Below are 7,102 nucleotides of genomic sequence, written 5' to 3' on the forward strand. Positions count from 1 at the left end.
CGCACGGCTACGCCGCACGACGACCGCACGGGGCGGTGCCATGCACGACTGGGAAATCGTCTACGCCTATTCGCGGTACCACCCCAGGTGGTTCGAGAGCGCGGACGGGTACACGCCGGATCCGGAGCACGTCGAGGCGTTCGAGGCCCTCGCGCCGCCCGACTGGACGGTCCGCCGGAGCGGTCTGTGGTACGTCGCGGAGTCGCCCCGCGTCTCCATGCCCGAGCAGGGCTGGAAGATCCATGTGGCGGTTCGCTCCCAGGACTCCCTCGCCTGCCTGGAACAAGCGATCCGTTGCGCTCTGGACGCGTCTGTGCCGTTCAAGTTCCTGCTGGACGCGCAGACGGTGGCGGAGGTCAACGGCAAGCTGTGGCCGCGCGGTTCCAGCGGGAAGTTCATGACGTTCTATCCGCCCGACGACCGGGCGTTCCTCCGCCTGGGAAACGCCCTGGCGGACCAGCTGAGCGAATTCACCGGCCCTTACATCCTCTCCGACCGACGGTGGCCGGATTCGTCCTGCGTGTACTACCGGTACGGCGGTTTCAGCCCGCGGACCCTGCTGCAGCCGGACGGCAGCCGCCAGTTCGTCATCGTCGACCCCCACGGCGCGTGCGTGCCCGACGTCCGCCGCCCGTACTGGGACCCGCCCGATTGGCTGACCGACCCGCACGTCCTGGCCCAGCCGTCGCGGAGGGGAACGACGCCCGCGCTCTGCGACGGCCGCTTCCGCGTGACGTCGGCGCTCAACTTCTCCAACCGGGGCGGGGTCTACCTCGCCGACGACAGGGCCACCGGCCGGACCGTCGTGATCAAGGAAGCGCGGCCCCACATCGAAGTGGGACGGGGCCGCCTCGACGCTGTGGGACTGCTCCGGAAGGAGCACCGCATCCTGCGGGGCCTCTCCGACTGTGGGCTCTACGTGCGCGCGGTCGAGATGTTCGAAGAGGGCGGACACGCCTTCCTGGTGGAGGAGTACCTGCCCGGCGACCACCTGGGTCGCTACAGCATCAAGAGGAACCCGCTCTACCGGACGAACATCACGGAAGCCGTCCTGGACGACTACTACTCCGGCCTCCGCCGCCTCTGGCTGCAGCTGGCCCGTGCGGTCAAGGTGGCGCACGACCGCGGCATCGTGCTGGGGGACCTCTCCCTCGGCAACGTCATCGTCTCCGAGCCGTCCTCGATCCGCGTCATCGACCTCGAATGCGCCGTCGAGGAAGGCGTGGACCCGTCCGTCGGCCTCCACACTCCGGGAATGGCGGCGCCCGGGGCGGTGCGGTCGGGGACCAGCGACCGCGACAACGACATCTACGCGCTGGGAGCCGTGGTCTTCGGCAGCGTCCTGCTGGCGAACGGGATGTCCGAGCTGTACCCGCCGTCGCGCCGCCGCTTCCTCGCCGACCTCACCGACGACCTCAGGCTGTCCGACCGCTTCGTGGGGCTGCTCGACGAGCTCATGGACCGGTCGGCCTCCGGGCACGCCCCCGACATCGACCAGGTCATCGCCTCCCTGGCCGACGTCCCCGTCACCGGACCGGCTCCGACGCCGCGGGGCCACCGGGCGACGGGCGGCCCCGAACGGAGCCGCGGACCGCGCCGACCGCCGAGGCGCGGCACGCGCGAACTCGCCGGAGAGACCCGGAGCGCCGCGCTGCGCTATCTGGAACGCACGGCCACACCGGAACGCCGCGACAGGCTGTTCCCCGCGGATCCCGCCGTGTTCGAGACCAATCCGCTGTCCGTCGCCTACGGCGCCGCGGGCGTCCTGCACGCGTTGCACCACGCCGGGCTCGAGGTTCCGCCCCACCTGGCCGCCTGGATGGCCGACCGGGACGTCACCGACGAGTCGTACCCACCGGGGCTCTATCTCGGAGAAGCGGGCATCGCCTGGGTCCTTCACGAGATCGGCCGGCCGGACGCCGCCGCGGACCTCATGCGAAGGGCCGGCCGGCACTCCCTGCTCGGCGCCTCGCCGAACGTGCTCTTCGGGGCGGCGGGCTACGGGATCGCCTGCCTCAGGTTCTGGCTCGACGGGTACGGGGACTCCTTCCTCGACGCCGCCGTCCGGGTGGGCGAGCGACTCGCGGACACCTGTGTCCGCGGCCCCCAGGGCGCCTACTGGCCGGACGAGGAGGGCAACGTGCCTCTCGGTTACGCCTTCGGCGGCAGCGGAATCGCACTGTTCCTGCTCTACCTGTCCCGGGCGGCTCGGGACGAGCGCGCCTTCGCGCTCGGGCGCTCCGCCCTCGACCACGAGCTGGCCCATGCGGTCCGGCACGGGGAGGAGTTCGAGGGGTTTCCGGCGATGGTCCCCCACGAGACGGAGGCGGGCCGCATCGTGCCGAGGTGCTACTGGGACTCCGGTTCGGCGGGCGTCCTCACCGCGCTGATCCGCTACCTCGCCGTCCGGCCCGACGACGGGCTCCACCAGTGGCTGGGGCCCCTCGTCGACAACGTCCATCACAAGTACGCCGTCTTCCCGCAACTGTTCCACGGCCTGTCGGGGCTGGGAAACGTGCTGCTCGACGTAGGGGAGTTCACCGGGGATCCGCAGTACCGCGACGCCGCCTGGACGGTGGCGGAAGGCGTCCTCCTCTTCCGCATCGACTGCCCGGAGGGAGCGGGATTCCCCGGAGAGCAGGCGGTCCGCGAGAGCGCCGACTTCGCCACGGGAACGGCAGGGGTCGCGCTCTTCCTCGACCGCCTGATCAGGTCGGAAGCGGGCCCCGCCGGAAACTTCAACTTCGTCGTCGACGAACTGATACCGCGTCCCCCGCGGTGAGTCCGACCGGCGCCTGCTCCAGCGGGTGGAGGACCAGTCATACGAGTAAGGGCGAATAAACATGATCTACGACCTGGTCGCCGGCAGCTGGACCTACCGCAGCTTCACCAATCGAGCCGACCTCCTGCCCGGCCTCGACCCCGACCACATCGTGAAGGACGACGTCGACACGTGGTCCCGTTACCTCTTCGCCCAGGGAGTGATGACGTTCCATCCAACGGTCACGGGCGCGCTCACAGGGCTGTTCGAGATGGGCACCGACGAAAGTCCGCTCGACATGCGCCTGAACGGCAAGATCGAGGATCGCGACGGAGTCACCTGGATCAAGTGGAACGCCCACGGCTTGCCCGAAACGCCGAGCGACGGCTGGTTGTACGAGTACGACGGGCACTACACCACCAAATGGCCGAACGGCCGCCGGCAGATCGACGCGATCGTCGGCTCGGTCGTGCGCAGCCAGAACCACGACGACCTCGCGCCGAACCAGACGCTCGATCGCGCGGCCCGGTCCGGCAGCGTCGCCTCGTTCATCATGGTGCGCCCCGCGTTCGTCGAGGCGCGCGAGGTGATCCCGCTCCCTCCCGAGCTGCTCGAAATGCTGGGCTCGCGGCCCCATCGCCTGCACCACGCGATCTGGCACGGGCTGCGAGACAACTGGACCACCCCGAGCGACGGCGATATTTCGGACAGCGACAAGGCGGAGATCACCGACCTCGGCTGGGCCCCGCCGCACCCGAACCAAATCCCCACACGCGGAACCGTCGACCTGCGCGAGCCGGACAACGGCGCCGGTGAGGACTTTCTCTACATGCATCGCCAGATGATCCAAGAAGTCCGCAAGCTGCTGAGCGGACACGGTCTGCCCATGATCCAGGCATGGACGTCCATTCCCTCCCCGAACCGGCAGTCACGGAATCGCGACGGATTTTCCGTGCCCCAGGCATGGGATCAGGGGCAGGGTGATGCCGCCTCCAAGGGACTGGCAACCATCAAGAGCGACGAGTACTGGCAATCACGGATGACGTTCCTCGAGCGACGGTTCAAGAATCCTCACTACCTTGCGACACTGTCCCTCGACCAGCTCGGCGCGAAGATCGAATGGTTGATCCACAATCTGATGCACATCCGGTGGTCCTCGCTTCCGACCGATCCCGAGAATCCGCTCATGCCGCTGCCGGGCGGGCGGCCGCCCACCGATACGTCCGACAAGTGGATCAAGGCGACGCGCAGCGGCGAGCCGTTCTACTACGACGATCTCAACGACACGTTCTCGTCACACGTACACCCCGTCTTCTGGCGACTGCACGGCTGGGTCGACGACCGCATCGAGGATTGGTGCGCGGCGCACGCCGCCGCGCATCCGGGGCAGGTCACCCGCAAGACCGTGGGAGCCGTTTCGTGGTTCGCCCAAGGACAATGGGTCGGCGTCGAGACACCGTGGGTGGGCCCGGCGACCGCTGGGCATGGACCGGGCGGCCACGCCGACGGTCACGAACACGGAGGGCACGGCCATCCCGGATTCGACGTCGCCGTCATGCAGCGGGTCTACGATCTGATCTTCAAGCCCGAGGCGACAGCAGTGGTTGCGGCGCCAGGAACGACGGCGACGCGCAGCGCCCGGTTCACGGACAAGGTCCGTGGCGGTACGCCATGAGGCCGTCCGACAGGAGTGCGGCCATGATCGAGGCGTCGTGGCGCCTCGCCCACCGGGACGACGTCGTCATGGAGCTCGGCTACGAGCACCTTCGCCGCCACGGCCTCCGGCCACCTCGGCGTGCTCCGCGCTCCCTGCCGGGTCCGATCGTGGAAGCTCTCGGCCTCGGACGAGGCCGGCGTCTTCCACCTCGCCGGCTCCGATGCCCTCAGCCGCTACTCGCCGGGCGTGCTCATCGCCCGCCGCGACGGCATCGCGCCCTCCTTGCTGCCCACAGGCCGCCCGTGCGGACACGTCGGCCGCCGGGGGCACTGGACGTGCGCCTCGACAGTCGAGCCACGCAACACCGGCTGGGCATCGGACTCCGCGGCGCCAGGGAGTTCCTCGGCGAGAGGTGACGACGGTGGACCGCCCAGCAGGTGCCGGCGATCCTCCGGCTCCCGCTGCTCCGCTGGTGGCATGGTCTGCGCGCGGCGAAAGGCAGCCGGGAATCCCCGGTCGGCCTGACCGGCGATTCCCGGGATGACGGTTCCTCCACCGCCGCTTCCTGTCCACCCGTCGAAAGGCTGCCTCACGGGAAAGAACCGACTCGAGTCCCACGGCTCGAAGGTCGTCGCGCATTCGCATGGCCGTTCACTTTTCACGCCCCCGCGCGACTGGCCCGGAAGCAGAACAACCGGGGCCCGCTCCAGAGCACCCGGGCCGCGGCGACCGCCCCGAGCTCGCCGCGGACCAGGTGCTCGAACTCGCTGCGACGGACTGCGATGGACCTCGAACTGTCCACTCACATGGCTGCCGCAGCAGGGCGTCGGCGCGGTCCACACGACGGGGCGGCGCGAACTCGCCGCCGAGGGGGCTGCGATTCCCCGGGCGTCGGTCATCACGGCGAACCCGTCGGCCTCGGCGCGGGGTGCGTCGTGGCGGTTGTGCGCGTCGTGTCCTGGCCCCCAGGCGGGCACGACGCGCAACTGGCCGTCCCGTCGGCGGACGGGTACGCATCCGGCCACGCGGTGCGGCTCGCCGGAGGAGTCCGCGACGGGCTCGGCGGGCGCACGGGCCCAGTCGGTGGTCCGGGCCCGCCGGGTTCAGTGCCGCTCGGCCGGGACGAGCCGTTCGACCAGGGGTGTCCGACGCGCCGTCGGCACCGGGACGGATCGTGTGCGCCGCTGCAGCTCGATCAGCAGCATCGCCATCGACGTGCCCTCGCGCCCGAGCGCCTCGCGATAGCGACGCAGTACCGCGTTCTCGCGGGCGAGTTCGATCGCGGGGCCTCCCGCCGCTCGCCGCAGCGCCGCCAGCTCTCCGCACAGGGCGGTACGCCGGCGGACGAGGTCGATGATCGCCTCGTCCAGCTCGGAGACGGTCTGGTGGCCGTCCTCGGCGAGCGCATCCGTGTCCCTGGACATGCCGACCGCCTTCCGTGTGAGAGCGCCGGGATGGAATGAGTCGTTCCGCGCACCGGCGGAGCGGCACCGCGGGTGGGCCGGGCGTCACAGCCACGACCGGCCGACAACAAGCCCATCGTAGCGCGCCATTGCAATATTTAGGTAAGCCTTGCTTTACTGGGCGCGTTTCCCGCGGCACCACCGGAGGAGCCCCACGAGGGGCGCCGACAGCCGCCGCACCGGCCGGAGCACGCTCGGGCGACCCCCGGCGCCTCGCCCACCCGTACGGGTGGCCGGCTCTCGAACGCCCTACGACCCTCAGGGACTCACACCCATGCGCACAGCACGTCCCCGGCACTACCTCATGTGCAGGCCCACCTACTTCGACGTGGTCTACTCCATCAACCCCTGGATGGACCCGCGGAAGCCCGTCGACACCCCGCTGGCCATCGCACAGTGGGAGCGGCTGCGCGAGGTCTACCTGGAGCTGGGTCACACAGTCGAGCTCATCGACCCCGTACCGGGCCTCCCTGACATGGTCTTCGCCGCCAACGGGGCCACGGTCGTCGACGGACGAGCCCTCGTCGCCCGTTTCCGTGACGCCGAACGCGTCGACGAGGCACCGGCGTACCGCGACTGGCTGCACGCGCACGGCTTCACCGAGCCGCGCACGGCGGAGCTGGTCAACGAGGGCGAGGGCGACTACCTCCTCGTGGGCGACCTTCTGCTCGCGGGAACCGGCTTCCGCAGCGACCCCCGCTCCCACGGCGAGGCCCAGGAGTTCTTCGGTCGTCCGGTGATCAGCCTGACGCTCGTCGATCCGAACTACTACCACCTGGACACGGCGCTGACCGTACTGGACGAAGACACCATCGCGTACTACCCGCCGGCCTTCTCCCCCGGAAGCCTGGCCGTACTGGAGCGGCTGTTCCCTGACGCCGTCATCGCGACGGACGACGACGCGGCGGTCTTCGGCCTCAACGCCACCTCCGACGGCCGCAACGTCGTACTGCCGAACAACGCGACGGGCCTCGCCGAACAGCTGCGTGATCGTGGCTTCCACCCGATCGGGGTGGACCTCTCCGAACTGCTCAAGGCGGGCGGCAGCGTGAAGTGCTGCACGCTGGAGCTGCGTTCGGGCGACCGGGAGAACCGGAGCTCCTGAGCCCTGAGGGACAGCCGCGCGGGGGGGGCGACCCCCGCGGCGGTCCCCGCGCCGGGGCCCCCTACAACGCGCCACCCCAGTCGCATAAAAAAAAAAACCAACACACCAGACACAAA

The 7,102-nt window shown here is 69.9% G+C and carries 4 protein-coding genes; 3 read left to right on the top strand and 1 reads right to left on the bottom strand.

Translation table 11 applies throughout. The annotated features are described in order from the left end of the window. Positions 1 to 40: 40 nt before the first annotated feature. Complete coding sequence (gene lanKC, locus ACFWUY_RS27090) at positions 41 to 2,782, top strand: class III lanthionine synthetase LanKC (protein ID WP_384114689.1); 2,742 nt, start codon at positions 41 to 43, stop codon at positions 2,780 to 2,782. A 61-nt stretch (positions 2,783 to 2,843) separates the two neighbouring features. Beyond that, a complete protein-coding gene (locus ACFWUY_RS27095; RefSeq protein WP_384114692.1) occupies positions 2,844 to 4,436 on the top strand; it encodes a hypothetical protein in 1,593 nt (530 codons plus the stop codon). Between the two features lie 1,085 nt (positions 4,437 to 5,521). Here ACFWUY_RS27095 and ACFWUY_RS27100 read toward each other — a convergent pair. Continuing rightward, complete coding sequence (locus ACFWUY_RS27100; RefSeq protein WP_384114695.1) at positions 5,522 to 5,842, bottom strand: chorismate mutase; 321 nt, start codon at positions 5,840 to 5,842, stop codon at positions 5,522 to 5,524. A gap of 313 nt (positions 5,843 to 6,155) precedes the next feature. Here ACFWUY_RS27100 and ddaH point away from each other — a divergent pair, with 313 nt between their 5' ends. Further along, positions 6,156 to 6,986: a dimethylargininase gene (ddaH, locus tag ACFWUY_RS27105; protein ID WP_384114698.1), complete on the top strand. Its 831-nt coding sequence runs from the start codon at positions 6,156 to 6,158 to the stop codon at positions 6,984 to 6,986. Positions 6,987 to 7,102: the final 116 nt, after the last annotated feature.

Origin of the sequence: Streptomyces sp. NPDC058664, from assembly GCF_042716635.1 — a bacterium.
GTDB lineage: Bacteria > Actinomycetota > Actinomycetes > Streptomycetales > Streptomycetaceae > Streptomyces.

Bases quoted from the DNA above. Each gene is read 5' to 3' on its own strand.
- lanKC (WP_384114689.1), top strand. From the start codon at position 41: ATGCACGACTGGGAAATCGTCTACGCCTATTCGCGGTACCACCCCAGG.
- ACFWUY_RS27095 (WP_384114692.1), top strand. From the start codon at position 2,844: ATGATCTACGACCTGGTCGCCGGCAGCTGGACCTACCGCAGCTTCACC.
- ACFWUY_RS27100 (WP_384114695.1), bottom strand. From the start codon at position 5,842: ATGTCCAGGGACACGGATGCGCTCGCCGAGGACGGCCACCAGACCGTC.
- ddaH (WP_384114698.1), top strand. From the start codon at position 6,156: ATGCGCACAGCACGTCCCCGGCACTACCTCATGTGCAGGCCCACCTAC.